Annotated in this window: 24 protein-coding genes; 17 read left to right on the top strand and 7 right to left on the bottom strand. The window is 73.7% G+C overall.

Translation table 11 applies throughout. The features are described from left to right. Positions 1-77: 77 nt before the first annotated feature. Positions 78-1,025 (bottom strand): dihydrodipicolinate synthase family protein, encoded by a 948-nt coding sequence (locus OTB19_RS26135; RefSeq protein ID WP_267800968.1) that lies wholly within the window; start codon positions 1,023-1,025, stop codon positions 78-80. A gap of 107 nt (positions 1,026-1,132) precedes the next feature. On the opposite strand from OTB19_RS26135, the gene OTB19_RS26140 reads away from it, so the two are divergent. From OTB19_RS26140 to OTB19_RS26160, 5 genes are all read left to right on the top strand, one after another. After that, positions 1,133-2,074 carry a LysR family transcriptional regulator gene (locus tag OTB19_RS26140; protein WP_267800945.1) on the top strand — a complete coding sequence of 314 codons (942 nt, stop codon included), beginning with the start codon at positions 1,133-1,135 and terminating at the stop codon, positions 2,072-2,074. Between the two features lie 73 nt (positions 2,075-2,147). Further along, on the top strand, positions 2,148-3,233 hold the full coding sequence (locus OTB19_RS26145) for an S-(hydroxymethyl)mycothiol dehydrogenase (RefSeq protein ID WP_267800946.1): 1,086 nt from the start codon (positions 2,148-2,150) through the stop codon (positions 3,231-3,233). A 189-nt stretch (positions 3,234-3,422) separates the two neighbouring features. Continuing rightward, positions 3,423-4,733 carry an alpha/beta fold hydrolase gene (locus OTB19_RS26150; RefSeq protein ID WP_267800947.1) on the top strand — a complete coding sequence of 437 codons (1,311 nt, stop codon included), beginning with the start codon at positions 3,423-3,425 and terminating at the stop codon, positions 4,731-4,733. Between the two features lie 65 nt (positions 4,734-4,798). After that, positions 4,799-5,563, top strand: coding sequence for a PIG-L deacetylase family protein (locus OTB19_RS26155; protein ID WP_267800948.1), 765 nt, complete (start codon positions 4,799-4,801; stop codon positions 5,561-5,563). A 47-nt stretch (positions 5,564-5,610) separates the two neighbouring features. Continuing rightward, positions 5,611-6,444: an enoyl-CoA hydratase/isomerase family protein gene (locus OTB19_RS26160; RefSeq protein WP_267800949.1), complete on the top strand. Its 834-nt coding sequence runs from the start codon at positions 5,611-5,613 to the stop codon at positions 6,442-6,444. A gap of 75 nt (positions 6,445-6,519) precedes the next feature. Here OTB19_RS26160 and OTB19_RS26165 read toward each other — a convergent pair whose 3' ends face one another. The 3 genes from OTB19_RS26165 to OTB19_RS26175 are packed head-to-tail and all read right to left on the bottom strand — an operon-like array spanning position 6,520 to position 8,095. Next, a complete protein-coding gene (locus tag OTB19_RS26165; protein WP_267800950.1) occupies positions 6,520-7,416 on the bottom strand; it encodes an SDR family oxidoreductase in 897 nt (298 codons plus the stop codon). A gap of 50 nt (positions 7,417-7,466) precedes the next feature. Further along, the gene (locus OTB19_RS26170; protein WP_267800951.1) at positions 7,467-7,706 is read right to left on the bottom strand and encodes a hypothetical protein; all 240 of its coding nucleotides are present in this window, start codon (positions 7,704-7,706) and stop codon (positions 7,467-7,469) included. Continuing rightward, on the bottom strand, positions 7,703-8,095 hold the full coding sequence (locus OTB19_RS26175; RefSeq protein WP_267800952.1) for a hypothetical protein: 393 nt from the start codon (positions 8,093-8,095) through the stop codon (positions 7,703-7,705). The genes OTB19_RS26170 and OTB19_RS26175 overlap by 4 nt, the downstream gene beginning before the upstream one ends. 553 nt (positions 8,096-8,648) lie before the next feature. On the opposite strand from OTB19_RS26175, the gene OTB19_RS26180 reads away from it, so the two are divergent. The 6 genes from OTB19_RS26180 to OTB19_RS26205 all read left to right on the top strand — a co-directional run bounded on the left by OTB19_RS26180 (position 8,649) and on the right by OTB19_RS26205 (position 13,823). Then, complete coding sequence (locus OTB19_RS26180; RefSeq protein ID WP_267800953.1) at positions 8,649-9,626, top strand: NADPH:quinone oxidoreductase family protein; 978 nt, start codon at positions 8,649-8,651, stop codon at positions 9,624-9,626. Continuing rightward, the gene (locus OTB19_RS26185) at positions 9,623-10,810 is read left to right on the top strand and encodes an acyl-CoA dehydrogenase family protein (protein ID WP_267800954.1); all 1,188 of its coding nucleotides are present in this window, start codon (positions 9,623-9,625) and stop codon (positions 10,808-10,810) included. Before OTB19_RS26180 ends, OTB19_RS26185 begins: the two co-directional genes overlap by 4 nt. Further along, complete coding sequence (locus OTB19_RS26190; RefSeq protein WP_267800955.1) at positions 10,807-11,967, top strand: acyl-CoA dehydrogenase family protein; 1,161 nt, start codon at positions 10,807-10,809, stop codon at positions 11,965-11,967. The genes OTB19_RS26185 and OTB19_RS26190 overlap by 4 nt, the downstream gene beginning before the upstream one ends. A gap of 21 nt (positions 11,968-11,988) precedes the next feature. Beyond that, complete coding sequence (locus OTB19_RS26195; RefSeq protein ID WP_267800956.1) at positions 11,989-12,519, top strand: GNAT family N-acetyltransferase; 531 nt, start codon at positions 11,989-11,991, stop codon at positions 12,517-12,519. Between the two features lie 61 nt (positions 12,520-12,580). Continuing rightward, positions 12,581-12,943, top strand: a complete 363-nt coding sequence (locus OTB19_RS26200) for a tyrosinase family oxidase copper chaperone (RefSeq protein ID WP_267800957.1) — start codon at positions 12,581-12,583, stop codon at positions 12,941-12,943. A gap of 16 nt (positions 12,944-12,959) precedes the next feature. After that, a complete protein-coding gene (locus OTB19_RS26205) occupies positions 12,960-13,823 on the top strand; it encodes a tyrosinase family protein (RefSeq protein ID WP_267800958.1) in 864 nt (287 codons plus the stop codon). A gap of 75 nt (positions 13,824-13,898) precedes the next feature. Here OTB19_RS26205 and OTB19_RS26210 read toward each other — a convergent pair whose 3' ends face one another. Continuing rightward, complete coding sequence (locus OTB19_RS26210; protein WP_266952516.1) at positions 13,899-14,180, bottom strand: chaplin; 282 nt, start codon at positions 14,178-14,180, stop codon at positions 13,899-13,901. A 336-nt stretch (positions 14,181-14,516) separates the two neighbouring features. Here OTB19_RS26210 and OTB19_RS26215 point away from each other — a divergent pair, with 336 nt between their 5' ends. Beyond that, positions 14,517-15,962, top strand: a complete 1,446-nt coding sequence (locus tag OTB19_RS26215) for a carboxylesterase/lipase family protein (RefSeq protein ID WP_267800959.1) — start codon at positions 14,517-14,519, stop codon at positions 15,960-15,962. 10 nt (positions 15,963-15,972) lie between these two features. On the opposite strand, the gene OTB19_RS26220 is transcribed toward OTB19_RS26215, so the two are convergent. Next, entirely contained in the window at positions 15,973-17,364 is a 1,392-nt protein-coding gene (locus OTB19_RS26220) for an alpha/beta hydrolase (protein ID WP_324290542.1), read from the bottom strand. Between the two features lie 265 nt (positions 17,365-17,629). Here OTB19_RS26220 and OTB19_RS26225 point away from each other — a divergent pair, with 265 nt between their 5' ends. From OTB19_RS26225 to OTB19_RS26235, 3 genes are read left to right on the top strand one after another with little or no spacing between them, the layout of a single operon-like run. Further along, complete coding sequence (locus tag OTB19_RS26225; RefSeq protein WP_267800960.1) at positions 17,630-18,511, top strand: alkaline phosphatase family protein; 882 nt, start codon at positions 17,630-17,632, stop codon at positions 18,509-18,511. 2 nt (positions 18,512-18,513) lie between these two features. After that, on the top strand, positions 18,514-19,776 hold the full coding sequence (locus tag OTB19_RS26230; protein ID WP_267800961.1) for an MFS transporter: 1,263 nt from the start codon (positions 18,514-18,516) through the stop codon (positions 19,774-19,776). Positions 19,777-19,798: 22 nt separating this feature from the next. Continuing rightward, positions 19,799-20,827 (top strand): TolB family protein, encoded by a 1,029-nt coding sequence (locus OTB19_RS26235; RefSeq protein ID WP_267800962.1) that lies wholly within the window; start codon positions 19,799-19,801, stop codon positions 20,825-20,827. Positions 20,828-20,921: 94 nt separating this feature from the next. On the opposite strand, the gene OTB19_RS26240 is transcribed toward OTB19_RS26235, so the two are convergent. Further along, on the bottom strand, positions 20,922-21,608 hold the full coding sequence (locus tag OTB19_RS26240) for a GNAT family N-acetyltransferase (protein WP_267800963.1): 687 nt from the start codon (positions 21,606-21,608) through the stop codon (positions 20,922-20,924). A 652-nt stretch (positions 21,609-22,260) separates the two neighbouring features. On the opposite strand from OTB19_RS26240, the gene OTB19_RS26245 reads away from it, so the two are divergent. Both OTB19_RS26245 and OTB19_RS26250 read left to right on the top strand, forming a co-directional pair. Beyond that, positions 22,261-22,668, top strand: a complete 408-nt coding sequence (locus OTB19_RS26245) for a VOC family protein (RefSeq protein WP_267800964.1) — start codon at positions 22,261-22,263, stop codon at positions 22,666-22,668. A gap of 12 nt (positions 22,669-22,680) precedes the next feature. Beyond that, positions 22,681-23,385: a (2Fe-2S)-binding protein gene (locus OTB19_RS26250; RefSeq protein WP_267800965.1), complete on the top strand. Its 705-nt coding sequence runs from the start codon at positions 22,681-22,683 to the stop codon at positions 23,383-23,385. Positions 23,386-23,587: the final 202 nt, after the last annotated feature.

Here is a 23,587-nt window from a genome sequence, read left to right on the forward strand (position 1 = left end):
CGGCGCCGACGTCCCGGTTCGCGTCCCGTCCGTCTTCCGGGGGCGCGTCCGGCCGTCTCCGGTGCGCGTGCCCGCGCTCACGCCCCGACGTCTCCCGCCGGGTCGGTGGTGAGTTCCGCCAGTGCCTTCAGGGCGGCGGTCACCGACTCCTCGGACGCGGGCAGCAGGGGGAGCCGTACGTCGGGGGTCGGGATCCGACCGAGGGCGTGCAGCACCCCCTTGACCACCGCCGGGTTCGGCTCCGCGAAGAGCGCCGCCGACAGCCGGGCCAGTGCGTGGCCCAGCGCCCGCGCGCGCGACCCCTCGCCCGCCTCCCAGGCCGCGGCGAGCTCCACGAAGCGCTCCGTCACCAGGTGGGCCGAGGCGAGGATCGCGCCCTCCGCGCCGATCGCCAACAGGGGTGACGCGCAGGCGTCGTCGCCCGCCAGCACCGCGAAACCGTCCGGCCGGTCACCGAGCAGCGCCACGACGTCCTGGTCGATGCCGCCGGTCGCGTACTTCACCCCGACCACCCCGGGCAGCTCCCCGAGCGCGCGGAGCGCGGCGGCGTCCAGCGGCTGCCCGGTCCGGTAGGGAACGTGATAGACGATCAGCGGTACGGGGCTCACCCCGGCCAGGCGCTCGAAGTGCGCCAGCACCCCCGCCGCCGAGGGCCTCACGAACGACGGGACCGTCACCAGGGCCGCCCGTACCGGCTGCCGGCGCGCGAGCCGGGCCAGCGCGGCCTCGCTCGCCCGGGTCCCGCTCGTGCCCGCGCCGACGGTGAGCGGCGCCCCCCGCTCCCGACAGACGCGGGCGCAGACGTCGGTGACCAGGTCCCGCTCCGCCGCGTCGAGGCCGGCGCTCTCGCCGGTGGTGCCGAGGGCGACGATCCCTCGGGCGCCCGCGTCGAGCACCTCGTGGGCGAGGGCCTCCAGAGCGTCGACGGCGACCTGCCCGGCGGCGTTGAAGGGGGTGACGAGCGGGACGTGGATCCCGCCCGGGAAGGGACGCGCGTCGCGGTCCGGGTCCAGAGTCGCGTGCATCGGCGTCGCCGTGTCCTGCGGGGCGTCCTGTGTCATGCCGACCAGCCTGCCCCGCACGACTCATCGAATCCAGTTCGCATTTCTTACTCGAAGCGTAAGCTGAGCCGATGCTCGATGTACGACGCCTGCGCCTGCTGCGCGAACTGGCCCGCCGCGGCACCATCGCCGCCGTGGCCGAAGCCCTCGCCTTCAGCCCTTCGGCGGTCTCCCAGCAGCTCGGCGTCCTGGAACGCGAGGCCGGCCTGCCCCTGCTGGAACGCACCGGCCGCCGGGTCCGCCTCACCCCCGCCGGCGAGGATCTCGTCCGCCACGCCGAGGCCGTCCTGGAACGGCTGGAGCGGGCCGAGGCCGACCTCGCCGAGGCGCGCGGCGGCCTCGCCGGCGTCCTGCGCGTCGGGTCCTTCCCCACCGCGACCCGCGCCATCGTCCCGGCCGCCCTGGTCGCCCTCGCCCGCCTCCACCCGCGCCTGGAGCCGATGGTCTCCGAGACCGACCCGGCGGCGGTCGCGCACGCGCTGCGCGCCGGCGACCTGGACGTGGCGCTGGTCCACGCGTACGACTTCGTCCCCACGCCCGAGGAGCCCGGACTCACCACCGAGCCCCTGTACGGAGAGGCGATGTACCTGGCCGTCCCCGAGGGCACCCGGGCGGACGCCGGACCCGACCAGGGCGCGGTGCTGCGGACGAGGGCCGACGCGCCCTGGATCACCGCCACGCCGGGCACCCTCTGCCACGCCATGACGGTGCGGGCCTGCCAGGCGGCCGGGTTCACCCCCCGGGTGCGGCACCAGGTGGACGAGTTCGCCACCGTCCTCGCCCTGGTCGCGGCGGGCCAGGGGGTGGCCGTCGTGCCCCAGCTCGGGATCCGCGGCACCGAACCTGGGGTCTCCCTCACCCGGCTCCTCATGCAGCGCCGGACCCTGATCGCCTTCCGCGACGGTGCGGCCGGGCACCCCGCGGTGGCCGCGTTCGGCGCGGCGCTGCGGGCCGCCGTGCCACCGGAACTGGCCGGTCCACCGGAACTGGCCAGTCCGCGCACCGAAGGGTGACACGGCTCCCGCACCGCGTGCCGCCCGTGTACGTTCGATGATCCAGACGGATCCGATCAGAGCGGGGTACGACGTGACACATCGCGTACGAGGGGTCATCGCCCGGAGCAAGGGCGCACCGGTGGAGACGACGACGATCCTCGTGCCCGACCCGGGGCCCGGCGAGGCCCTGGTCAAGGTCCAGGCCTGCGGGGTCTGCCACACCGACCTGCACTACCGCGAGGGCGGCATCAACGACGAGTTCCCCTTCCTCCTCGGCCACGAGGCGGCGGGCGTCGTGGAATCGGTCGGACCGGACGTGACGTCCGTCGCGCCCGGTGACTTCGTCGTCCTCAACTGGCGCGCGGTGTGCGGGACCTGTCGGGCCTGCAAGCGCGGCCGCCCCTGGTACTGCTTCGCCACGCACAACGCCACCCAGCCCATGACCCTGGAGGACGGCACGCCGCTCTCCCCGGCGCTGGGCATCGGCGCGTTCGCCGAGAAGACGCTGGTCGCCGCGGGCCAGTGCACGAAGGTGGACCCGGCCGCCTCGCCCGCCGCCGCCGGCCTGCTGGGCTGCGGCGTGATGGCCGGCCTCGGCGCGGCCCTGAACACGGGCAACGTCGGACGGGGGGACTCCGTCGCGGTCATCGGCTGCGGGGGAGTGGGCAACGCGGCCGTCGCGGGCGCCCGGTTGGCCGGCGCCTCGAAGATCATCGCCGTGGACCTGGACGACCGGAAGCTGGAGTGGGCGCGGGGCCTGGGCGCCACCCACACCGTCAACGGGCGCAAGGACGACGTGGTCGAGGCCATCCGGTCGCTGACCGACGGCAACGGCGCGGACGTGGTCATCGAGGCCGTCGGCCGGCCCGAGACGTACCGGCAGGCCTTCTACGCCCGCGACCTGGCCGGGACGGTCGTCCTGGTCGGCGTGCCGACCCCGGACATGAAGCTGGAACTCCCGCTCATCGACGTGTTCGGACGCGGCGGCGCCCTCAAGTCCTCCTGGTACGGGGACTGTCTGCCCGAACGCGACTTCCCGCTGCTCGTCGACCTCTACCTCCAGGGCCGGTTGGACCTGGACGCCTTCGTCTCGGAGACCATCGCGCTCGACGGGGTCGAGGAGGCCTTCGGTCGCATGGAGCGCGGCGAGGTGCTGCGGTCGGTGGTCGAGTTCTGATCCCGCTCCGCCTCCCGCGCCCCGATCCCTCCGGCCACACCCGGTGATCGGGGCGCGGGTCCGCGGCGGGTGAGGGGCGGCGGCAGGTCCGGGACGGGGCCCGGTGGGCGCTGCGTAGACTCGCGGAACCGATCCTCCCGTCCCCGGCCGCGACCCGGCCAGGGCGACCGCACACCCCAGGGACCGCTCGTGACCCACGACCGCATCTGCCGTCAGCCCGGTGTCGTCCTCACCGACCACCACTTCACCGTGCCGCTCGACCACGCGCGCCCGGACGGCGAACAGGTGGAGCTGTACGCGCGCGAGGTCGTGGCCACCGGCAAGGACCCCGAGACCCTGCCCTGGCTGCTGTACCTGGAAGGCGGCCCCGGCTTCGGCGCCCGCCGGTTCATCGGGCGCCAGGCCTGGCTGGAGCGGGCCCTCACCGAGTACCGGGTGCTGCTCCTCGACCAGCGCGGGACCGGCCGCTCCGGCCCGCTCAACCGCCAGACCCTGCCGCTGCGCGGCACCCCGGCCGAACAGGCCGCCCACCTGGCGCACTTCCGCGCCGACTCCATCGTGCGCGACTGCGAGGCCATCCGCCCCGGCCTGACCGCGGGCGCGCCCTGGACCGTCCTCGGGCAGAGCTTCGGCGGGTTCTGCGTCACCCGCTACCTCTCCACCGCCCCGGAGGGCCTGGCCGCCGCCCTGATCACCGGCGGGCTGCCGTCCCTCGACGCCACCGCCGACGAGGTGTACGAGGCCGCGTACGCCCGCATCGAACGCAAGAACCGCGCCCACTACGCGCGCTACCCGATGGACGTCGAGCGGGCCCGGCGCATCGTCGCCGCGCTCGTCGAGCGACCGGTCGAACTCCCCGGCGGATACCGGCTCACCCCCGAGGCGTTCCAGTCCCTGGGCCTGCTCCTCGGCACCGGCGACGGCAGCCACCAACTGCACCACCTGCTGGAGGACGCCTTCGTCCCCACCCTCGACGGGCCGGCCCTCTCCGACGCCTTCCTGGAAGCCGTCCACGGCCACCTGTCCTTCGCCGGGCACCCCCTCTACGCGCTGATCCACGAGGCGATCTACGCGCAGGACCCGGCGGCGCCGACCGGCTGGGCCGCCGAGCGGGTGCGTGCGGCGCACCCGCTCTTCGACGCCGCCAGGACCCTCGCGGGCGACGAGCCCCTCCTGTTCTCCGGCGAGACCATCCACCCCTGGCACTTCACTGTCGACCCGGCCCTCGCCCCGCTGCGCGAGACCGCCGAACTGCTGGCGGCCCGGACCGGCTGGGAGCCCCTGTACGACCCGGTGCGGCTCGCCGCCAACGAGGTGCCGGTCGCCGCCCTCGTCTACCACGACGACATGTACGTCGACACCGCGCACTCACTGCGCACCGCGCGGGCGGTCCGGGGCCTGCGGACCTGGGTGACGGACGAGTTCGAGCACGACGGCCTCCGCGCCGGCGGGCCCCGGGTCCTGGACCGGCTGCTGGCCCTGGTCCGCGACGAGCTCTGAGCACCCGCCCGGGCAGGGCGCGGCGGCCGGGCGAGACGTCGATGACAGGGCCTAGGGTGCGGGACATGACCGAACAACAGCCCCAGCCCGCCCCGTTGCAGCCGATGCCCACCGATTGGCGGCGCGCCCTCGCGGTGGTCGCCCACCCCGACGACCTGGAGTACGGCTGCGCCGCCGCGATCGCGGAATGGACCGACGGCGGCCGGGAGGTCGTCTACGTGCTGGCCACCCGCGGCGAGGCGGGCATCGACACCCTCGCGCCCGCCGAGTGCGCGCCGCTGCGCGAGGCGGAGCAGCGCGCGAGCGCGGCCGTGGTCGGGGTGTCGACGGTGGAGTTCCTCGACCACCGCGACGGGGTCGTCGAGTACGGCCTCGACCTGCGCCGGGACATCGCCGCGGCCATCCGCCGGCACCGCCCCGAGCTGATCGTCACCCTCAACCACCGCGACACCTGGGGCGGCGCGGACGGGGGCGGCTTCTGGAACACCCCCGACCACAAGGCCGTCGGACGCGCCGTACTGGACGCCGCCGGCGACGCGGGCAACCGTTGGATCTTCCCCGAGTTGATCTCCGTGCAGGGCCTGGAGCCCTGGGACGGGGTGCGCTGGGTCGCGGTGGCCGGTTCCGCCACACCGACGCACGCCGTGGACGCGACCGCCGGTCTGGAGCGGTCCATCGCGTCCCTGCTGGAGCACAAGGCCTACATCGAGGTGCTCACCGACCAGGACCCCGAGGAGTACGTGCGGACCTTCCTCACCGGCAACGTCCAGCAGGCCTCGGCCCGCTTCGGGGGCCGGCCGGCGGTTCCGTTCGAGCTCTTCCCGCGCTGATCGGACCCCCCTAAGCTGACGATCCGTCAATAACGAGGGGGCCTCGGGTGATCGACACCATCACCACGGAGATCGCGGAGGGGGATGAGCGCGTCCGCCTCGAAGTCGAGGACGGGATCGCGTTCCTCACCCTCTGTCGTCCGGACAAGCTCAACGGCTGGAGTTGGGAGTCCACCCGTCAACTGGGCCTGCTGGCCGACCGGATCCGGTTCGACCCGACGGTCCGGGTGGTCCTGCTGAGGGCCGACGGGCGCGCCTTCTGTGCCGGGATCGACGTCACGGCCCCCGGCGGCGCGATCACCGGACGCACTCCCGCCGAGCGGACCCGGAACTGCCACGAGGGCATCCGTTGGGTGCACGAGCGCTTCGCGGTCCTCGCCCGGCTTCCGCAACCCGTCGTGGCCGCCGTCCAGGGCTACTGCCTCGGCTTCGGCTTCGAGCTCGCGTTGATGGCGGACGTGCGATTGGCGGCCGAGGACGCCGTCTTCGCCCTGCCGGAGGCCCGGCTGGGCGTGGCGGTGGACGCCGGCGGGGACCTGCGCGTCGCCCGCGAGGCCGGCGCCGGCTGGGCGAAGTTCCTGGCCCTGACCGGGCGGCGCATCGACGCCCGTACGGCGGAACGCCTCAACCTGGTCCAGGAAGTCCTCCCCGCGGTCGCGTTGGACGCGGCCGCCCGCGCGCTGGCGGCCGAGATCGCCGCCAACGCGCCGCTCGCCGTCCAGGGCATCAAGCGCGGGATCGACGCCTACGCGGACGCCGCCCTCGCGGCCGCCCTCGACGGTGTCGCGATGACGGCCGCACTCACCCTCACCTCGGAGGACGCCCGGGAAGGGTACGCCGCCAAGGCCTCCCGACGCCCGCCGCACTTCACGGGAGGATGACGGGGCCGCACACGACCGGCGGATGCCGCGGGCGCCGGCGCCCCGAGGGGTCGGGACCGTCGGGTGCCGATCGGATCACGGCCTGAACGGTCCCCGCCCCAACTGGGTCCGGACCGGCACCACTTCGGGGTTCACCAGCGAGCGCCGCTGCCAGTTCGCGCCGTCGACCACCAGGGTGTGCCCGGTGACGAAGCGGGCGTAGGGCGAGGCCAGGAAGGTGGCCGCCCAGCCGAGCTCGCGCGGCGCGCCGACCCGCAGCGCGGGCTGCCGGCCGTCCTTGCCGTCCGGAGCGGCGCCGTCCAGGCCGCCCCGGATGTCCTCGGTCATGTCCGCGTGCGGGACCAGCCCGGGGACCAGCCCGTTGATCTGGATGCCGTACGGGCCCCACTCGACGGCCAGCGTCTCCACGAGGTTCTTCACGCCGGCCTTGGCGGCGGCGCTGTGGGCGAAGCCGGGGCCGCCGGTCCACGCGTACGAGGCGCCGATGTTCACGATCGAGCCGGGGGTTCCCGCCGCCAGATGGCGGCGCCCGAACTCGCGGGTCATGAACCAGGTGCCCGTCAGGGTGATGTCGACCACCGCCCGCCATGCGTTCGGCGACAGGTCCTCCGCCGGGCAGGGGAAGTTGGCGGCGGCGTTGTTGACCAGGACGTCCGGCGGGCCGAACGCGGCCTCGGCGGCGTCGAAGACATCCGAGACCCGCTCCGGGTCCCGGATGTCACAGACGGCGGCCGCCACCCGGCCCGCGCCCGGGACGGACGCCAACTCACTGCACGCCGAGTCGAGTTGCGCGGCACGTCGGCCGGCGATCACCACGTCGGCGCCGAGCCGGGCGAACTCGGCGGCGATGGCCTTGCCCAGCCCGGTGCCGCCGCCGGTCACCAGGACCACCTGCCCCGTGTAGGTCCCGGGGGGCAGGGCGGCGGCGCCGAGCGGCGGCGGCGCGGGCAGACCGCGCAGAGGGTTCTCCATGCGCCCATCGATAGCGTGTGGACGCCCAGATCACCATGCCCGGGGCAGGCCTACCGGCCGGGCGCGTACGCCTGCTTGCTCGCGCAGGTCCAGATGACCGGCTTGAGCTTGCCCTTCGCGTTCACGGCCGCCCCGCCGAGCCGGTCGTCGTCGGTGACCGCGTCGGCCGTGCTCGGCGCGTCCTTGGCGAGCCGGGGCAGCGCGAGGGCCGGGCCGGAGCCGGGCCACCACTGCGCCTGGTCCTGGAGGGTCATCGACTCCGGGTGGAACTTGGCCGTGCCGACGCTCACGTTCGTCGTCGGGCTGATCGCCTCGAGGGTGCCGTACGGGTGCGTGCTCGGACGCCGGGGGAGGAGCCGGGGCCGGTGTGCGGGGGCGTCCGGACGAACGGCCTGTACTCGTGCCAGGGCCCCCGCCAGTCGTAGCCGACGATCCGACCGCTCTCGTCGATGTCCTGGACGTGGCTCGGCTCCAACGTGCCGCTGCCGCTGGGCGCCAGGGTGCGCGCCGGGCTCTCGTCCCCCGGCCACAGCACGGGGTAGCTGCCCTGGAGGTGCTGTTCGGTCTCGGGTACCTCGTAGTCCTGCTCGGCCAGCACGTCCCCGCGGCCGTTGATGCCGGTGACCATCTCGATGCGCGTGCCCGGGCCCGCGTCCTCCGGCACCGGAAGGTCCCGCACCTTCACGCCGTCCTTCCACACGGCGCCGCCCGGCGTGCCCCGCGAGACGATGTACCCGGGGCTTGCCGCCGGACACGCCGACGCTGAGGTTCCCCGCGCCGAAGTCCAGCACCCCCTGTGTCTGAACGGAGTCCGGGTAGTAGGTGTCGGGCGTCAGCGCGCCCAGGACCTGGATCTTCGGCGTGCACGGGGCGGCCGCGGCGGCCGGTCCGGCGGCCGTCACGAGGCCGGCCACGACCACGGCCGCCGCCGCTGCCGCCGTGCCCCGTCTGATGCGCACGTTGTTCATCGGTGAAATCCCCCTGGTGATGACGGTGTGGCGCCGCCGCGCACACGGCGGCGACAGGTGTCATGTCCCCTGTGACACCTGCTTGTTGATGCCATCTCCGAGGGCCGGTCCGCCGGCTGTCCTCGCGGGTGCGGATCTCCGGGCGCGGACCGTGCGGGAACCGGGTCCCCGGGGAGAGACCGGCGGAAGTGGTTCACAGATCGACAAGCGACCGCTTAGTATGCCCGCGGAGCGTGGTTCCTCGACGGCGGCTGGAGGCCCCGGATGCAGGCATGGCGAGTACATACCCCCGGTGAGCCCCGCGAGGCCATGCGCCTCGAAGAGGTTCCCGAACCGATTCCCGGCGAGGGCGAGGTGCGCCTCAGGGTGCTCGCCGCCAACGTCAACTTCCCCGACGCCCTGCTCGTCCGCGGGCAGTACCAGATCACACCGCCGCTGCCCTTCACCCCGGGCGTGGAGATCTGCGGCGAGACCGAGGACGGGCGCCGCGTCATCGCCAACCCGAGCCTGCCCCACGGCGGCTTCGCCGAGTACGTCACCGCGCCCGCCCGCGCCCTGCTGCCCGCCCCGGACACCCTCGACGACGCCGAGGCCGCCGCCCTGCACATCGGCTACCAGACCGGCTGGTTCGGCCTGCACCGCCGGGCCCGCCTCCAGGCGGGGGAGACCCTGCTCGTCCACGCCGCCGCAGGTGGCGTCGGCAGCGCCGCCGTGCAGCTCGGCAAGGCCGCCGGGGCCACCGTCATCGGCGTGGTCGGCGGCAAGGCGAAGGTCCGCACCGCCGAGGAACTGGGCTGCGACCTCGTGATCGACCGCACGGCCGAGGACCTCGTCTCCCGCGTCAAGGAGTTCACCGGCGGACGAGGCGCCGACGTCGTCTACGACCCGGTCGGCGGCGCCGCCTACACCGCCTCCACCAAGTGCGTGGCCTTCGAGGGACGGATCGTCGTCGTCGGCTTCGCGAGCGGCACGATTCCCACCCCGGCCCTGAACCACGCCCTGGTGAAGAACTACGCGGTCCTCGGCCTGCACTGGGGGCTCTACGCCATCAAGGAACCCGCCTCCATCCTCGCCTGCCACACCGAACTCACCCGACTGGCCGCCGAGGGTGCCATCGCGCCGCTGGTCAGCGAACGCGTCCCCCTCGCCGCGGCCGCCGACGCCGTGCAACGCCTCGCCGACGGCGCCACCACCGGCCGCATCGTCGTGCTGCCCGCCCTGGACGGAGCCACCTCCCGATGACCACCGCCGACGAACTGCGCGTTCAGGTGGCCGAGTTGCTCGCCGCGCACCCGCCCGCCGACACCCCCCGGGACGACTTCCTGCGCGCCCGCTTCGACGCCGGACTGGCCTGGGTCCACTACCCCGAAGGCCTCGGCGGCCTCGGTGTGCCCCGTTCGCTCCAGGCCCTCGTCGACAGCGCACTCGAAGCCGCCGGAGCCCCCGACAACGACCCGCGCCGCATCGGCATCGGCCTCGGCATGGCCGCGCCCACGATCCTCGCGTACGGCACCGAGGAGCAGAAGCGCCGCTTCCTGCGCCCCCTGTGGGTGGGCGAGGAGGTCTGGTGCCAGCTCTTCAGCGAACCCGGCGCCGGCTCCGACCTCGCCGCGCTCGGCACCCGGGCGGTCCTCGACGAGGCCGCCGGCGAATGGGTGATCGACGGCCAGAAGGTGTGGACCTCCAGCGCCCACACCGCCCGTTGGGCCATCCTGATCGCCCGCACCGACCCCGACCTGCCCAAGCACCAGGGCATCACCTACTTCCTCTGCGACATGCACGCCGCCGGCGTCGAGGTCCGGCCCCTGCGCCAGATCACCGGCGAGGCCGAGTTCAACGAGGTGTTCCTGACCGGCGTCCGCATCCCCGACGGCCACCGCCTCGGAGCCGTCGGCCAGGGGTGGGCCGTCGCCCGCACCACCCTCATGAACGAACGCGTCTCCATCGGTGGCATGCGGATCCCGCGCGAGGGCGGCATGATCGCCCCGGTCGCCGCCACCTGGCGCGAACGCCCCGACCTGCGCACCCACGACCTCCACCAGCGGCTCCTGGAGTTGTGGGTCGAGGCCGAGGTGGCCCGCCTCACCGGCGAGCGGTTGCGCCAACAACTCGTCGCCGGCCAACCCGGCCCCGAGGGCAGCGGCATAAAACTCACCTTCGCCCGCCTCAACCAGGAGATCAGCGCCCTGGAAGTGGAACTCCTCGGCGAGGAAGGCCTGTTGTACGAGGACTGGACCATGCGCCGGCCCGAGATCGTCGACTTCACCGGCCGCGACGCCGGATACCGCTACCTGCGCGCCAAGGGCAACAGCATCGAGGGCGGCACCAGCGAAATCCTCCTCAACATCGTCGCCGAACGCGTCCTCGGCCTGCCCGCCGAACCGCGCGACGACAAGGACCTCGCCTGGAAGGACCTGGCCCGATGACCAGCCCGCGCGCCCCCTTCGACCTGCTCTACTCCGAGACCGAGGAGGAGCTGAGGTCCGCCGTACGCTCCCTGCTCGCCGACCGCTGCGCCCCCGCGAGCATCCTCGCGCGCGTCGAGACGGACCACCCCCACGACCCGCGGACCTGGCAGACCCTCGCCGCCGGGATCGGCGCGGCCGGACTGCTGGTGCCGGAGAAGCTCGGCGGCCAGGGCGCGAGCCACCGCGAGGCGGCCGTGGTCCTGGAGGAACTCGGCCGGGCCGTCGCCCCCGTCCCCTACCTGACCGCCGGGGTCCTCGCCGCGGAGATCCTGCTCGGCTGCGACCCCTCCTCGGACGCGGTGTCCGCCCTGCTGCGCCAGGTGGCCTCCGGCGAGCGGCTCTGCGTGCCCGCCGTGCCGCTGACCCTGGCGCCCGGGGCGCCCCTGCCCACCGGCGTGCGTGCCACCGGGGCGGGCACCCTGACCGGCTCCGTCACCTCCGTCGCCGACGCGGCCGCCGCCGACGTGCTGCTCGTCCTCGCCGACACCGGGCTGTACGCCGTCCCCGCCTCCGAGGTCACCCTGACCCCGCTGGTCCCGCTCGACCTGACCCGCCCGCTCGCCGGCGTCACCCTCGACGGGGCCGCGGGCACCCACCTGGCCGATGCCGCCACCGCGCGGGCCGCCGTCGCGGGCGCCCTGCTCAGCGGCGCCGGACTGCTGGCCTCCGAGCAACTCGGCCTCGCGCAGTGGTGCCTGACCGAGACCGTCGCGCACGTACGCGGCCGGCACCAGTTCAACCGTCCCATCGGGTCCTTCCAGGCCCTCAAACACCGCCTCGCCCGTCTCTGGCTCGACGTGGCCTCCGCCCGAGCGGCGGCCCGCGCCGCCGCCGACGCCCTCGCCACGGGCTCCCCGGACGCGCCGCTCACCGTGGCCGTCGCCCAGGCGTACTGCTCGGGCGTCGCCGTCCGGGCGGCCGAGGAGTGCGTGCAACTGCACGGCGGCATCGGCATGACCTGGGAGCACCCCGCGCACCTCTACCTCAAGCGCGCCAAGGCGGACTCCCTGGCCCTCGGCACGGCGGGCCACCACCGCGGCCTGGTCGCGGAGTTCGCGGAACTCCCCGCCCCCGGCCCCCACCCGAGGACGCCGGCCGCCGGCCCGACCCCGTGAGGTGATCCCTATCCTCGTGGCATGACCGCCGCCATCACCCCGCTCACCCCCGCCGACCTGGCCGCGTACCGCGACGAGCTCGCCGATCTGCTCGTCGCGGTCGTCGCCGGGGGATCCTCCCTCGGCTTCCTGACCGGACTCGACCGCGCCGGGGCCGCCGCCTGGTGGGACGGGCTGCTGCCCGCCGTCGAGGACGGCTCCCTCGCACTGTGGGTCTCCCGCGACGGCGCCGACGGCCCCGTCGACGGCACGGTGGGCTGGTACCGGGAGGCGAAGCCCAACGGCCGCCACCGCGCCGAGGTCCGCAAGCTCATGGTCCACCCCGCCGCCCGCGGCCGGGGCACCGGCCGCGCGTTGCTCGCCGAGGCGGAACGGGCCGCGGCGCGGGCCGGCGTGGTCCTGCTGTTCCTGGACACCGAGACCGGCAGCGGGGCCGAGCACGTCTACCGCTCCGCCGGATGGACCGAGGTCGGCACGATCCCCGACTACGCCACCGACCCGCACGGCCGGCTCCGCCCCACCACCCTCTTCTACAAGCACCCGCAGGGGTGACCTCGCCCCTCGCGCCGCGTTAGTCCCCGTAGTCGCGGGACCACCGAGCGAGGGAGACCGTATGTACGCCGCACCGCCCGCACCACTCACCCGGCGCGCGCTCCTGCGCTCGGCCTTCACCGCGGCCGTGCTCGCCGGCACCGCCGCGGCCCTGGCACCCGTACTGCGCGCCCGGCGGCCGCGTCAGACGGTGACCCCGGCCCCGCTCGCCGAGGAGACCTACCGGGGCCGGCACATCGCCGTGGACCTCGCCGGCGTCCGCATCGACGGGCGCCCGCTGCACGTCATGCGCCGTGCGGACGGCAGCTACCTCAGCGGTGTCAACCACTTCGAGTCGTACGGGACCCCCATGGAACTGGCCCGCGCGGCCGTCGACGAACTGGGCACCAACCAGCTGGCGATGGCCGCCCCCCACCACGGCTGACGGCAGGAGCCCCGCGTTGTACACCCGGCAGAACCAGAAGAACCTGACCAGCGCCCAGAAGAAGCGGTTCACGGCGGCCGTGCTGGAGCTCAAGCGCAATGGCACCTACGACCAGTTCGTGCGCACCCACGAGAAGTACTTCGTGCCCGACCGGGATCGAAAGCTCCGCGTCGGCCACATGTCCCCGTCGTTCTTCCCCTGGCACCGCCGCTACCTCCTCGCATTCGAGCGGCAGTTGAGGGCGGTCGACCCGGGCGTGTCCGTCCCGTACTGGGACTGGACCACCGACACCAGCCCCGTGTCCTCCCTCTGGGCCGACGACTTCCTCGGCGGTACCGGACGCGAGGGCGACCGGCAGGTGATGACCGGCCCCTTCGCCCACGCCAAGGGGAACTGGACGGTCACCGTCGGCATCACCGAGGCCGCCTACCTCACCCGCAACCTCGGTCGCCCGCAGAACCCGATCGCCCTGCCCACCCCCGCCGAACTCCGCTGGGCGATCGACGACCCCACCTACGACACCTCGCCCTGGGACTCCACGGCGAGCGCGGGCGGCTTCCGCAACAAGCTGGAGGGCTGGGCCGCCCCGAAGAGCGAACGGTGGCGCAACCACAACAAGGTGCACCAGTGGATCGGCGGCCACATGACCGGTGGCACGGCCCCCAACGACCCCGCGTTCTGGCTCCACCACGCCTTCGTGGACCTCATCTGGGACCGCTGGCAGCAGCGGCACCCGAACTCCGGTTACCTGCCCGCCGCCCCGCTCGCCCTGGGCGACCTCCAGCGCGGCCGGGTCATCTCCCTGGACGAGCCGATGCCCCCGTGGGACGTCACCCCGCGCGAGATGCTCGGCCACCAGGGCCTGTACCGCTACGAATGACCCGCCCGGCCCCACGCGGAAGGGCCCCCGCCGCGCGGCGGGGGCCCTTCGTCACACGGCCTTCAGGGCAGGCGATCAGCCGCCGTAGCCCGCGGTGTGGTGCTGGGCGCCGCCACCCGACTGGTTGATGCAGGTGTTGCCGAACGCCGGGTTCAGCAGACCGATCACGTTGATCGTGTTGCCGCAGACGTTGACGGGGACGTGCACCGGGACCTGGACCAGGTTGCCCGACAGGACACCGGGGGAGCCGACAGCCGCACCGTGCGCTCCGGCATCGGCGACTGCCAGACCCGCACCGGCAGCGATGCTGCTACCGGCGACAGCGGTGATGGCGAATGCCTTCGCGATACGCGACATCAAGATCTCCTCGTGGGAAATAGGGGGCGCCACGGAATCCGTGGCCTTTGACATGGCATACAACGCGGAGAGGGCGGCGGGGTCACGGGCGCGACACCCACCCGGTGGCGGAACATCGCACGGACGCACCCGTACGGGTCGATCCCGGCCGCCGCGACCCGCCCCGCACGCCCGCGCGGCCGCCCGCGCACTCCCCGCGCGCGCACCGGTTCGGCCGGCCGGTGGAGCCGGGCCCGCGCCGGCCGGGTCACGCCTTGTCACCCGTCGCGAGGCTGTGCGACCGTGCCCCGAAGGACGGATTCCGGCGGCGGGCGCACGTCACCTCAGGAGGACACGATGAGCTCAGCGGGCGGCGCCCGACCCCGGGTCGCGATCGGGAGCGGTGTGCTCGAAGGCCGCGTGGAGAGCGACGGGAGCGCCGTCTTCCGCGGCATCCCGTACGCTGCGCCGCCGGTCGGAGCCCTGCGCTTCGCGGCGCCCGCGCCCCCGGCCCGCTGGGACGGGGTCCGCGACGCGGGCGCGTTCGGACCCACCGCGCCGAAGGTCGCCTACCCGGATCGGTTCGCCGCCCTGCTCCCCGACCCGGACGTCCCCGGCGACGACTGCCTGAACCTCAACGTGTGGACCCCCGAGCCGACGGCCGGGGCCCGACTGCCGGTCATGGTGTGGATCCACGGCGGCGCCCTCACCCGGGGATCCGCCGCGGTACCCGTCTACGACGGCGCGGCCTTCGCCCGGGACGGCGTCGTGCTCGTCTCGGTCAACTACCGGCTCGGTGTCCTCGGGTACGGGCTCTTCCCCGACGCCCCCGCCAATCGCGGCCTGCTCGACCAGATCGCTGCCCTCACCTGGGTCCGGGACAACATCGCGGCCTTCGGCGGGGACCCCGAGCAGGTCACGGTGTTCGGCGAGTCCGCCGGGGCGATCAGCATCGGAGCCCTGCTCGCCGCGCCCCGGGCGGCGGGGCTGTTCGCCCGGGCCGTCCTGCAGAGCGGCGCACCCGAGGTGATGCCCCGGGACCGGGTCCGCCCGATGGTCCGCAGGATGGCCTCGCTGCTCAAGGTGCCGGCCACCGCGCGGGCCTTCGCCGATGTCGCCCTGCCCGACCTGCTCGCCGCGCAGGAGGCGGTGTCGCGCCGGTCGAGCCCGGTCACCGGCGGCCCCGCCTTCGGGCTGGTCGCCGACCCGGACACGCTCCCCGAGGACCCCCTCGCCGCCGTCGCCCCGGACGTGCCGCTGCTGTTGGGCTGGACCGCCGAGGAGCACCGGCTCTGGCTGGCGCCCACCGGGGCGATGCGGGTCCTGGAGCGGATGGGCCCGCTCGCCGTGGAACTGGCACGCGTCCGCGCCGGCAAGGGCCGGGACGCGGTACGGGCCCTGCGCGCGGAACGCCCCGCCGCCGGCCCCGCCGACCTCGCCGGGCACCTGCTCACGGACCGGCTCCTGCGGGATCCGCTGCGGCGCCTCGCCGGATCCCGCCGGGAGGCCCCGAGCCACCTCTACGAGTTCCGGTGGCCCAGCGGGATCCCCGGGCTCGGCGCCTGCCACGCCCTGGAGCTGGGCTTCGTGTTCGACACCCTCCACAAGCCGGAATCCTCCTGGCTGGTCGGGCCCGACGCGCCCCAGGCCCTCGCGGACGAGATGCACGCGGCCTGGGTCCGCTTCGCCGTCACGGGCGACCCGGGCTGGGCGCCGTGGGACGGCGACGGCCCGCCGAAGGTGTTCGGCGGGCCGGAGCGCGAGGAGCGGGCGTCGGAGCGGGCCGTGGGCGTCGCTCCGTAGGACGGTCGGGTTACTCGACCGGTCCCTCCATCACCTTGCTGATGAACTGGATCGGTCCCTCGCCCATGTTCGGGACGTACGTCTTGGCGTTGTGCTGACCGTTGGGGATGACCCTCAGGCTGGTGTGGACGGGCCCCTTGCCGTAGGTGGCGATGAACTTCTTCACGTCCGGCAGGGTCTTCTTGTTGTTCTCGTTGTCGCCGACCTGGAACGCGAGGTAGACGTCCGGGCCCTTCTTCTCGATGAGCTGCTTGGCGAGCAGCTCCGGGTTGTTCTCGGCCTTCTCCTTCTCGTGGCCCCTCCACAGCGAGGAGTCGGGCAGGATGTCCGGGCCGGAGCAGATCGCGGCCTTGAACTTCTCCGGGTACTTCAGCACGGCCTTGAGGCTGGCGAAGCCGCCGGTGGAGGAGCCCATGTAGGCCCAGCCGTCCCTCGACTTGACGGTGCGGAAGTTCTGCCGCATCAGGTCCGGGACGTCATCGGTGAGCCAGGTGCCCATCTTGGGCTGGGCGGGGATGTCCGAGCCGTCCCAGTAGATGCCCTTGTCGTCGGGACCCGGGTTCAGCACGGGCATGGCGAGGATGAACGGCTTGCTCTTCCCCTCGCTGTACCACTTGCTGATGCTGTTCTGGAGGCCGAGGTCGGTGCCCATCCAGTAGTTGGTCGGGTAGCCGGCGCCACCGGGCAGGGCGATCATGACGGGGAAGCCGCTCTTGGCGAACTTGGGGTCGTTGTACTCCTTCGGAGCCCAGACCCACACCTTGCCCTTGAAGCCGGACTTCTTGCCGTCCAGCGTGGTGACGGCCACGTGCGTGCCGTCGGCCAGCGTCATGGAGTTCTTGAACTGCGCCTTCGGGCCCGTGGGCATCGACATCTTCGAGGTCGCCGGCGGCTTGGCGGCTTCCTCGTTCTTGCCGTCGGGAGCGCCGCCGAAGGAGACGTCCTTGCCCTTGTCGCTGAAGGGCGGTATCTCGAAGTGGCTCATCACGAGTGCCGCGACGCCACCGAGCGCGAGGACGGTGGTCCCCGCGATCAGCCAGCGCTTGACCTTGGACTTGCGCCGGGGCGGCTCGTCGTACGGGGGCTCGTCGTACGACTGCTGTCCGTACTGCGCGTCGGGCCCGCCGTAGGGAGGCTGTTGGGCGCCGTACTGACCGTTGTACGGGGCGCCGCCCCCGTCGCCGTACGGACCGCCCTGCCGGCCGTACGGGTCGCCGCCCTGCCCGCCCTGGGGCCGGCCCTGGGCGTCGTACTGCGGCTGCCCGTACGGCTGCCCGTACTGCGGCTGCCGGCCGGGACCGCCGCCCTGCTGCTGGCCGTGGGGCGGCCGGGGCTGCTGCGGCGGCTGCCCTTCAGGCCGATACGGCGGCTGGTACTGCGGCCCGTCGGGTGCGTACGACATGTGCGGTGGCTCTCCGGCTGCTGCTGCCCCGTCGGGGCGAGGTTTGACTGCTTCCGTTCGAATGATGAACGAAAGTGCTCCGAGGTTCCGCATTTTAACTTCTCTTGACATTCCGCGGGGACGGCCATTGCCCGCCCCCAGGAAGGTGTGGGGAGTTCCCGTTCTGTTCGCCGGCCATCCCTGGCCCATGCACATGCCGCTGGGTATGGTGCGTCCGCGCCGCCGCCACCCCCCCGCACGCCCGGAGGTATGTCCCGTGTTTGGCATGTCCCTTTCACGTCCCCGCCGCTCGACCGCCCTGGCCTCCGCCTTCGGCGTGACCGTCGCGGGCGTCGCCGCATGGGCGGGCATCGCAGCCGCCCAGCCCGCCCACGCGGCCGCCCTTCCCGCCCCCGACCACGTCGTCGTCGTGGTCTTCGAGAACCACGCCTACAACCAGGTCATCGGCAGCTCCAGCGCGCCCTACATCAACTCGCTGAAGACCGGCGGAGCCAACCTCACCCAGTCCTACGGCATCACCCACCCCAGTCAGCCGAACTACCTCCAGCTCTTCTCGGGCTCGAACCAGGGGGTCACCGGCGACAGTTGCTACACCCCCGGCTTCAGCTCCGCACCCAACCTCGCCTCCGAACTGATCGCCGCCGGCAAGAGCTGGGCCAGCTACAACGAGACCCTCCCCGCCCAGGGCTCCACCACGTGCAGCAGCGGCAACTACGCCCGCAAGCACAACCCCTGGTTCGCGTTCTCCAACGTGCCGACCTCCACCGCCAAGACCATGACCCAGTTCCCGACGAACTTCACCACCCTGCCCAAGGTGTCCTTCGTCGTCCCGAACCTCTGCAACGACATGCACGACTGCTCCGTCGGCACCGGCGACACCTGGCTCAAGAACAACCTCAAGCCCTACGCGGACTGGGCCAAGACCCACAACAGCCTCCTCGTCGTCACCTTCGACGAGGACAACAGGCTGGCCGGGAACAAGATCCCGACCGTGCTCTACGGCCAACCCGTCACCCCGGGCAGCACCTCCGCCACCACCTACAACCACTACGACGTGCTGCGCACCCTGGAGGGCCTGGCCGGGCTGACCACCCACGCCGGCAACGCCGCCGGCGCCCAGGACATCACCGGGATCTGGGCCTCCTGACCATGTACGTCGCGGACAGTCGCGGAACCCCCGCGCCCGCCGTGCCCCCCGAGTCGCCGGCCGTCGCCCCGGGCACCCGCCCGGGGCGGCGCGCCGCGCTCGCCCCCACGGTCCTCGCCCTCGGCACGGTCAGCCTGATCACCGACGTCTCCTCCGAGATGGTCACGGCCGTGCTGCCGCTCTACCTCGTCGCCGGACTCGGCCTCTCCCCGCTCGGCTTCGGACTGCTCGACGGCCTCTACAACGGCGTCAGCGCCCTGGTCCGGCTCACCGGGGGCCACCTCGGAGACCGCTTCGGCCGCCACAAGCTCCTCGCCGGGCTCGGCTACGGACTCTCGGCCCTCTGCAAACCGCTGCTGCTGCTCGCGCACACCCTGCCCGCCATCGGGATCGTGCTCGCGCTCGACCGCACCGGCAAGGGCCTGCGCACCGCCCCGCGCGACGCGTTGATCTCCCTCTCCGCGACGCCCGGGGAACGCGGCCGGGCCTTCGGCGTCCACCGGGCCATGGACACCGCCGGCGCGTTGATCGGGCCGATCCTCGCCTTCCTCATCCTGCGCGGCGCCGCCGAGGGCTACGACGCCGTGTTCACCGTCAGCGCCTGCGTGGCCGCGCTCGGCGTCCTGGTCCTGGTGCTCTTCGTACCCGGCCGGCGCACCACCCCCGCCCCGGCCGCCGAACCCGTCTCGCTGCGCGCCGCCCTCGGACTGCTGCGCCGCCGCGACCTGCGCCGCATCGGCCTCTGCGCCCTGCTCCTGGGACTGTGCACGGTCAGCGACGCCTTCGTGTTCCTGCTGCTCCAGCGGGCCACCGGACTCGCGGACCGCTGGTTCGCGCTGCTGCCGCTCGGCACCGCGGCCGCCTTCTTCCTGCTGGCGCTGCCGCTCGGCCGACTCGCCGACCGCATCGGCCGCGGGCGCGTCTTCCTCGGCGGGCACCTCGCGCTCCTCGCCGTGTACGGGCTCCTGTTGACCGGCGGCGGACACCCCGCCCTGCCCTACGCGGTGCTCCTGCTGCACGGCGGTTTCTACGCCGCGACCGACGGGGTGCTGATGGCGGCCGCCGCCGACGCGGTCCCCGAGGAACACCGCGGCGGCGGGCTCGCCCTCGTCCAGACCGGACAGGCCCTCGCCCGGTTCGCCGCCTCGCTCGGCTTCGGCGCGGCCTGGACCGCCTGGGGCGCCCGCCCGGCGCTCCTCGTCGCGGCCGCCCTGCTGGCCGCGGTCGTCGCCGGGTGCGTCCGACTGCGGCCCTCGCACAACTGATCCCCCACCCCGAAAGGTCCCCATGACCCTCCAGCGCAGGATCCTGATCCTCGTCTCCGCCGTCGTGCTCCTCGCCGCCGTGGGGGCGCTCGCCGTCGTACGGGCCTCCACGCGCGCCGAGGAGAAGAACCGGACCCGGGCGGGCGGGCCCCCGGTCAGCCGAGGCGAGGTCTCGCTCGACCGGGGCGACGCCGGGGCGCGGATCGTCTTCCGGAACATGGCCTGGGGTCCGCACCGCGACGAGCTGGCCACCGCCGCGGCCACCGCACCCGACGGCCCCCGCATCGCGTCCGGCGTGAGGTGCCTGCGCTTCCACTCCGCCGCGGGCACCGGAATCTGCCTCCAGGCCGTCAAGGGCGGGGTCCAGGACACCTACCGGGCCGTCGTGCTCGACGCCCGTCTCCACGAGGTGTCCGCCCGCCCGCTGGCGGGCATCCCCACCCGGGCCCGGGTCTCGCCCGGCGGCCGGCTCGCCGCCTGGACGGTCTTCGTCGGCGGTGACTCGTACGCCGGTACGAACTTCTCCACCCGGACCTCGCTCCTCGACCTGCGCACCGGCCGGTTCGACGCCTCGTTGGAGGACTTCGCCATCCGCAAGGACGGGAAGGCCTACCGGGACGCCGACGTCAATTTCTGGGGCGTCACCTTCGCCGCCGACGAGCGGACCTTCTACGCGACGCTCGCGACGGGCGGACGGACCCACCTGGTCCGCGGGGACGTGGTCGAGCGGACCGTGACCACGCTCCGGGAGAACGTGGAGTGTCCGTCCCTGTCGCCCGACGGGACCCGGCTCGTGTTCAAGAAGCGGGTGCCCGGCCTGTCGGCCGACGCGCCCTGGAGGTTGTACGCCCTGGATCTCGCGTCCATGCGGGAGACCCCGCTCGCCGAAGACCGCAGCGTGGACGACCAGGTGGTGTGGCGCGACGGCCGGACCGTCGTCTACTCCCTGCCCGGGGACTTCGGAGCCGACCTGTACACCGTGCCGGCCGACGGCACCGGGGCCCCGGCCCGTCTCATGGCCTCGGCCCTCGCCCCGGCCTTCCTCGGCTGACGGCCGAGGGGAACGGAACGAGGGCCCGGGAACGAGCGGCCGGTGGCGGTGGCGGTGGCGGTGGCACGGGGCCGGTGCGCCGACCCCGGGAGCGCTACGCCGGGATCAGCGTCTTGCGGCGCCGTTTGCGGGGCGCCGCGCCCGAGACCCTGAGCTCGATGATCGACCGCACGGTGGGCCACTCCTCGTCGAGGATCGAGTAGAAGGCCGTACTGCGCACCGCGCCGTCCAGCCCCCGTGAGTGGGCCCGTCGGACCCCCTCCGAGGTGAATCCGAGGCGCTCCATCGCGGCCCGCGAGCGGCCGTTGCGGGCGTCCGCGCGCAGGGAGACGCGGCGCACGCCCCAGGTCTCGAAGGCGTGGCGGAGCATGAGCAGCTTCGCCTCGGTGTTGATGCCGGTGCCCTGGGCGCCCGGCGACAGCCAGGTGTTGCCGATCTCGGCGGCATCGGGGATCGCGGTCGCCGGGTCGCCGAACGGGACCCCGGGCACCGCGGGCCACACGAGCGGCCCCTGCCAGTAGTCGAGTTCCAGGAACCGGGTCGAACCGACGACCCGCCCGTCCGTGGCCCTGACCACGGCGAACGGGAGCGATCGACCCGCCGCCTGATCGGCGAGGGCACGGTCGATGTACTCGTGGGACGCCTGCAACCCGTGCGGTACGGGAGTGAAGGCGTAAGTCGTACGATCCTCGGCCCCGGCCATGGCCAAGGCCTCGGTGTGGTGGGGGGCGAGGGGCTCAAGCCGCAGGCTGCGGCCGGCGAGGAGTACGGGTACGGGCACGGAGCCTTCGGTCCTTCTGGGCGGTGGGGTGGTTGCACAGTCTGCGCTCCTGACGTCACCCCCCGCGCAAAACGCGAGTGAAAGGCAACGGGCTGTCAGGTGAACGCGAGTGGCTCAATGTAGCCCCTCGAAGTCCTCTCATGAACCCCCTGAATGGCAACGTCGCGGCCACGTTTTTCGATCAGTTCCGTCCCCCGGGCGCGGAGCCCGCAACCCTGATCCACGGACAACCGTTCCACCGCTCGACACGGACCGCCCGGCCGGCCGAACCGGCCCCGACCCGAGGCCGTGGCATGGCCCCTGACCTGCGAAGACACCGGGGGAGCCACGTGCCTGCGGCGGCGGCTGCGAAGGCCCGCTCCGCGGACGATCACGCCGCGCGCCCCGACACCTCAGGGCATCGAACAGGCGGTCGCCGGCGGAGTGTGCGCGGGCGGGCGGATCGCGAGGGCGCCCCGTTGCTCCACCCGGGTCGCACGCGGGCCCGATCACGTCCCGACGAGCCCCCGGGGACGCCCCCGCGCCCCGGTCCGGCGCGCCCCTCGGCGCGGTGAGTGGTCGACCGGGCGCGCGCCTCCGGTCGCAGGGGAGCGGGCCCGCGCGGGCCGTCGTAACGTCAAGGGGAACCGCTGTCGGAGATCGGGAGGATCCCATGCTGCGAGGTCTCGCCACGCTCAGTTTCTGGGCGCACGACCTGGACGCCGCGAAGCGCTGGTACACCGAGCTGCTGGGGATCGAGCCGTACTTCGAGCGCCCCGGATACGTGGAGTTCCGGATCGGCGACCGGCAGGACGAACTGGGGATCATCGATGCCCGGTACGCCCCGCCCGGCGCCGTCATCGGGACCCCCTCCGGGGTCGTCGCGTACTGGCACGTGGACGATCTGCCGGCGGCCCGCCGCAGGCTCCTGGAGCTGGGGGCCAAGGAGTACCAACCGATCACGGAGTGGGGCGACGCCGGCTTCGCGACCGCCTCGGTGACCGATCCCTTCGGCAATGTGCTCGGCGTCATGTACAACCCGCACTACGTGGAGATCACGGAGGGTTCGGAGCCCGCCTGAGATCATCGGGGCATGGACGACGTACTGCGGCGGCTGGCCTCCGTCGGGCCCTTCTTCACCGTGCCGTACGGGAAGGAGCCGCCCGGCCCCGGTTTCCGCCCGCTCGACGCGTTGTACACGGAGCACCTCGACCCGTACGTGAACGAGGTGGGGCGACGCATCCGCAGCGGGCCCGGCCGGGTGGCGGCCTCCACCGCGCAGTTCGGGATCGCCTCCCGACTCTGGTCGCTCGGGCTCGGCTGCGCCGCTCTGGCCGGGCGGGTGCCGGACCTGGCGCCCGACCGGGTCTGGTGGCGGCTGCCCGGGGCCGGCTCGCTGGAACTGTGGCTGCCCGGACCCGGGGAGGGCGCCCTGCCCGCCGAGGCGCTCGGCGACACCGTGCTCGGGAACCTGGCGGCACTGGACGCGCCGCTGCGCGCCCGGTTCGGGGTGTCCGCCAGGGTGTTGCGCGGCAACACCGCCTCCGGTCTGGTCGGGGCGCTGCGGGTGCTGCTCGACCGGGTGCCCGGCGGCCCGGCCGTGGCCCTGGTCGACGCGCTGCTGTCCGAGGACGGGGCGCTCGGCGGGACGGGCACCTTCGTGTACGAGGAAGGGCTCGGGACGGCCTTCCTGCGCCGCAGTTGCTGCCTCTACTACAAGGTGCCGGGCGGCGGCCTCTGCGGGGACTGCGTGCTGCGCTCGCGCGGCCCGAAACGGAGCGGGGCCACCGGGGAGTAGGCGTACCGCCCCCCCCGATGGCCCTGCCGTGACCTCGCGCCGTCCTGTGCGACCGGCGCCGGTCACCCGGATTCCGACTAGTGCAGCGCGTCGCAGGTCCTTTGCCGGTTGGGCGTGGCTGGATTGGTGACGCTGTGTGAGCGCGCAGGCATCCTGCGGGAAGCGGTCCTCGGACGACCCGGCTTCGGTCCGGCACACGGTG

Origin of the sequence: Streptomyces sp. H27-H5 (genome assembly GCF_026627505.1) — a bacterium.
Taxonomy (GTDB): domain Bacteria; phylum Actinomycetota; class Actinomycetes; order Streptomycetales; family Streptomycetaceae; genus Streptomyces.

Excerpts from the sequence above, each read along its gene's own strand:
- OTB19_RS26210 (WP_266952516.1), bottom strand. The coding sequence starts at position 14,180 with ATGTCGCGTATCGCGAAGGCATTCGCCATCACCGCTGTCGCCGGTAGC.
- OTB19_RS26195 (WP_267800956.1), top strand. The coding sequence starts at position 11,989 with ATGACCGCCGCCATCACCCCGCTCACCCCCGCCGACCTGGCCGCGTAC.
- OTB19_RS26200 (WP_267800957.1), top strand. The coding sequence starts at position 12,581 with ATGTACGCCGCACCGCCCGCACCACTCACCCGGCGCGCGCTCCTGCGC.
- OTB19_RS26235 (WP_267800962.1), top strand. The coding sequence starts at position 19,799 with ATGACCCTCCAGCGCAGGATCCTGATCCTCGTCTCCGCCGTCGTGCTC.
- OTB19_RS26225 (WP_267800960.1), top strand. The coding sequence starts at position 17,630 with ATGTCCCTTTCACGTCCCCGCCGCTCGACCGCCCTGGCCTCCGCCTTC.
- OTB19_RS26215 (WP_267800959.1), top strand. The coding sequence starts at position 14,517 with ATGAGCTCAGCGGGCGGCGCCCGACCCCGGGTCGCGATCGGGAGCGGT.
- OTB19_RS26140 (WP_267800945.1), top strand. The coding sequence starts at position 1,133 with ATGCTCGATGTACGACGCCTGCGCCTGCTGCGCGAACTGGCCCGCCGC.
- OTB19_RS26230 (WP_267800961.1), top strand. The coding sequence starts at position 18,514 with ATGTACGTCGCGGACAGTCGCGGAACCCCCGCGCCCGCCGTGCCCCCC.
- OTB19_RS26220 (WP_324290542.1), bottom strand. The coding sequence starts at position 17,364 with ATGTCGTACGCACCCGACGGGCCGCAGTACCAGCCGCCGTATCGGCCT.
- OTB19_RS26250 (WP_267800965.1), top strand. The coding sequence starts at position 22,681 with ATGGACGACGTACTGCGGCGGCTGGCCTCCGTCGGGCCCTTCTTCACC.
- OTB19_RS26190 (WP_267800955.1), top strand. The coding sequence starts at position 10,807 with ATGACCAGCCCGCGCGCCCCCTTCGACCTGCTCTACTCCGAGACCGAG.
- OTB19_RS26185 (WP_267800954.1), top strand. The coding sequence starts at position 9,623 with ATGACCACCGCCGACGAACTGCGCGTTCAGGTGGCCGAGTTGCTCGCC.
- OTB19_RS26180 (WP_267800953.1), top strand. The coding sequence starts at position 8,649 with ATGCAGGCATGGCGAGTACATACCCCCGGTGAGCCCCGCGAGGCCATG.
- OTB19_RS26135 (WP_267800968.1), bottom strand. The coding sequence starts at position 1,025 with ATGCACGCGACTCTGGACCCGGACCGCGACGCGCGTCCCTTCCCGGGC.
- OTB19_RS26155 (WP_267800948.1), top strand. The coding sequence starts at position 4,799 with ATGACCGAACAACAGCCCCAGCCCGCCCCGTTGCAGCCGATGCCCACC.
- OTB19_RS26245 (WP_267800964.1), top strand. The coding sequence starts at position 22,261 with ATGCTGCGAGGTCTCGCCACGCTCAGTTTCTGGGCGCACGACCTGGAC.
- OTB19_RS26165 (WP_267800950.1), bottom strand. The coding sequence starts at position 7,416 with ATGGAGAACCCTCTGCGCGGTCTGCCCGCGCCGCCGCCGCTCGGCGCC.